This window comes from Bradyrhizobium sp. (assembly GCF_049586575.1).
Lineage (GTDB): Bacteria > Pseudomonadota > Alphaproteobacteria > Rhizobiales > Xanthobacteraceae > Bradyrhizobium.
Genome location: NZ_JBAVCF010000557.1, coordinates 1 through 3,937 on the forward strand (window position 1 = coordinate 1; position 3,937 = coordinate 3,937).

Consider the following 3,937-nt stretch of genomic DNA (forward strand, 5'->3'; position numbering starts at 1 on the left):
CGGCGGTTGGGGCAAAGGGGTGGATGGTCGGGGCCAATCCGAAATCTGAAGCTTTTGGTCGCGTGACCCTGGCAGGAAGGCCGGGATCGCGGCGTCATTGGCTTTTGCGCGCGTATCGGACGCCGCGCCTGCGCTGGCTGCCCCTGCTTTCCATGCTGATCCCGCTGTCGTTCACGCTGGTTCAATGCGGCAAGGCGCCCAGCCCAGGCTCGCTCGCTGCGAACGCGCAAGGCACTTCGGGCGATACCTTCGACGACCGTTTCCCGCAACCGCAATTCAAGGACCGTTTCCCGACGGCCGCCGAAAGCTTCCAGCAGCGACCAGCGAACGTGGCCGATGCCCAGACCCGGCGGGTCGTGCAGACACAACCCTATCGCGTCGCCTCGCTGTCGCCGACCGTGCCCTATCAGCGCCCGCAGCACGAAGATGAAACTATTCTGGTCGGATTGAAATCGTCCGCCTTTCCCTATTTCGGCAACAACCCGCGCACCGATGCGCCTTTCCTGAACGCCTCGGACGGCGAACGCCGTGGTCACCGCAGCTATTCGGGACGGGTTTACTGGCAGGACGAGACCTTCAACGACAACCGCGTGCTGATGCACGTTCCCGAACAATTCGACATCAAAAAGCCCGGCGTCATCGTCGTGTTCTTCCACGGCAACGGCGCGACGCTCGAACGCGACGTGCGCGACCGCCAGCTTGTACCGCAGCAGATTTCGGATTCAGGCGCCAACGCCGTGCTGCTCGCCCCACAGCTCGCGGTCGACGCCGCCGATTCCAGCGCCGGAAAATTCTGGCAGCCCGGCGGGCTGAAGCGCTTCATCGATGAATCGGCTGGTCACCTTGCCAAACTTTACGGCGATCCCGGCGCGGCGAAAGCCTTCGCCAACATGCCGGTCGTCATCGTCGGCTATAGCGGCGGCTTCGTCCCGACCGCTTACAGCCTCGACGTCGGCGGGCTTGGAAATCGCATCCGCGGCGTCGTGCTGCTCGATGCGGTCTATGGCGAACTCGACAAGTTTGCCTCCTGGATCGCCAACAACCGCTCCGGCTTTTTCGTCAGCGCCTATACCCGCAACACCCAGCGGCATGATCAGGAGCTGATGCAGATGATCCGCGACAAGGGCATCGCCATCTCCGACGACATGGACAGACCCTTGCGTCCGGGCAGCGTCGTCTTCGTCAAGACGCCCGATGGTGTGACCCATCGCGACTACGTCACGCACGCCTGGACCGACAAGCCGGTGCGTGAAGTGCTCGCCAAGATGGCGTTGACTCCGTCGCTAACGCACTTTGCATCCAGCGGTACCGATACGTCGATCAGCCGTTAAGGTTTTTCGCCACCCCGAGCTGCCGCGTCAAAATGATTGCCATCAGCCCCAGCGCCACGAAGGCGGCTCCGGCATAGCCGATGCCGTACAAATGTTCGTGCGCGTACAATAATCCGCCAATCGCCGAACCGATCGCCTGTCCCACGTAGAGGAACGACGTATTGAGCGATACCGAAGCCGCGGCGAGCGCGGGTGCCGCGGCCACCAGGCGCACCTGCTGCATCGAATTGCTGGAGGCAAAGCCCAGCCCCCAGATCGCAGCCGAGCACGCCATCAGCGGATAGAAGCCCGCGCTCAACGCCCATCCGGCCACCCCGGCCAGCACCAGAGCGACGGAAAGTACCGAGGCTTTCAGGGGTCCCCAGGAATCGACGATGTTGGTAACGACGGCGATCCCGATAAAGCCGCAGACGCCGTAGAAAGCAAAGACCAGCCCCACAGCGTCCGGGCCGACCTGCGTCAGCCTCGACAACAGCGGCCCCATATAGGTGAACACGGCGAACTGGCCCGACATCAAAAGCGTGGTGATCGCGAGTAGCACGACGATCACCGGGTTGCGGCCGAGATCGACCCATGTCTTCAGATCGACCGGCGCTCCCCTGAGCCCGGCGGGCAGCCGCCAGAGCAGCAACAGGAAGCTCAACGCCCCGATGATACTGATGCCGCCATAGGCGGTGCGCCAGCCGTAGTGGCTCGTCATGAAGGTGATCAGCGGCAGCCCGACGGCGGCGGCCAGCGACCAGCCGAGAAACACATAGGCAATGGTGCCGCCGCGTTTTTCCGGCGGTACGATCAGCGCGGCGGTGCCCGCGGCCTGCGGCGTGTAAAGCGCGCCGATCGCCAGCATGATCAGGCGAATAACCAGAAGCGTCGTATAGCCGGGGGCAAACGCCGACGCGACGTTGCCAAGCACGAGCACCGCCACGGTCGCCGTCAACAGGGTGCGGCGTTCGATCCGGCTGGTCAGCCACGCCGTCAGCGGCGAGCCAATACAAAGCATCACCGCGCCGAACGTGATCAGAAGGCCGGCCTTATGGACGGTGATGCCGAGATCGGACGACAACTCGATCAGCATTCCCGCCGGCGCCAGGATCGAACAGCCGGTGACGAGATTTCCAACCATCAGCGCGGTCGGCCCAAAACGGCGATGGACCGGGGTGTCGGACGGCGGCTTTTGCATGCATGCGCATCTAGGCCGGGCCGACGCCGATTGAAAGAGCCGTCGCGGATTTAATTCACCGGCTGAGCAATGCTATTTCGCTGTCGCATTGCCTGACCGGCTTGCCCGCGCAGCGGCGGAATCTCTTGGCTGCCGACAAACGGCAAGAAGGCTCTCCAGCGCGCCATCCCATCCGTCATTGGACAGCTTGATGGTTTGCGGCACCCGCTGTCCGGCTGCATCGATCGACGTTTCGATAATCTCGATTTCCGGCCGATCCAGCAGCGATTGCAACGCGGGCTGTGGCATTCGAAGGCCCCATTGCTCGATCCCCGGCGCCGTTGCCGGCGGATAGACGAAGTAAGTCGGCTTGGTATCGTTACCCGCGATCGACACCGAGGCGAAGTTCGCGTTCGCCAGCGCCGGTCGTTGAAAATCCAGCTCGAGGCGCTTGGCGTCGACACAGGCCACGCGCCATTGCAATAACCGGAACGACTTTTCTCCCGGCCTCTGCACGACTGCGACCTTGTGCATCATGCTGGATTTGTCGCCCTCGAACTTCCAGGGCGTCTCGACCTGTTCGCGCCGGTCGAGGCCGAAGCGAGCGATCTCATCGCGCGTCAGGATGTGGATGTCCTCGAACTTGACGGTCTTCGTAAGGCCAAGCAGCCCGGCGTCAATTCCCACCTTCGCAAGATAGGTTGCGACCATGCGGTCGGCGCGCTCGTGACCGCGCTCGGCAGCGGCGGCGACCACGGATGGATCCACCGGGCCGCCATGCATGGTGAAAAATATCTTGGGCGAGTGAACGGCTAACACCGCGTCCGGGGCGACCTCGTGAACGGCAGCACCGGCAAACACATAGGGACAGGCCGAAGCGCAGATCGCCCCTCGCGTGAAGAGAGCGCCATGGAGCTCGCGCCCCGATTGCTTGAACTTGACGCAGACGTCGCTGTCTTGCGCCTCGAAGCCGCATTCCCGCACCAGGGTTCGTCCCACCCTTGCAATGGTTGGCTTGGCATGAAGCATGCCGCCCATCACGACCGCCTGGTCGAGGTTGCCGCCGGGGGAAGCGAAGTAGATCGGCAGGTTGCGATCGCGCAGGCGGCCCAGGAAAACCTTCAGCCGCGCGGCCGTTCCGGTATCGATCTTGCCTTCGGCCTCGATCCAGCTGTCACAACCGCGCCCGCAGGAATCTGGCGCGCCCTTGACGACGTAGAATATCATGGGCTCTTGACGCGGCAGGGGAACCGGCAGCCGCCGGACGGACGTTGCCGCCGACGCCGCTTGGCACACCAATGCACAGGCCACAGCAAGTACAGCAACCAGACAAGCACGCACAGTCATTGGAGAAGAGAAAGCCTGTGAAAGAAAGCCTGCGGGATATGTTGCGGGATTCTAACAAGCCTGTGGCGGCGAGTCTATCCGCCGGCAACCGAAGGCTGTG

Annotated in this window: 3 protein-coding genes; 1 reads left to right on the plus strand and 2 read right to left on the minus strand. The window is 63.2% G+C overall.

Annotated elements, in window-relative coordinates:
* The first annotated feature begins 23 nt into the window (after positions 1–23).
* Entirely contained in the window at positions 24–1,331 is a 1,308-nt protein-coding gene (locus WB528_RS21100; RefSeq protein ID WP_423890356.1) for an alpha/beta hydrolase, read from the plus strand.
* Here WB528_RS21100 and WB528_RS21105 read toward each other — a convergent pair.
* Both WB528_RS21105 and WB528_RS21110 read right to left on the minus strand, forming a co-directional pair.
* A complete protein-coding gene (locus WB528_RS21105; protein WP_423890354.1) occupies positions 1,321–2,511 on the minus strand; it encodes an MFS transporter in 1,191 nt (396 codons plus the stop codon). The two genes, WB528_RS21100 and WB528_RS21105, sit on opposite strands and share 11 nt — an antisense overlap.
* A gap of 72 nt (positions 2,512–2,583) precedes the next feature.
* Complete coding sequence (locus WB528_RS21110) at positions 2,584–3,717, minus strand: hypothetical protein (protein ID WP_423890355.1); 1,134 nt, start codon at positions 3,715–3,717, stop codon at positions 2,584–2,586.
* Positions 3,718–3,937: the final 220 nt, after the last annotated feature.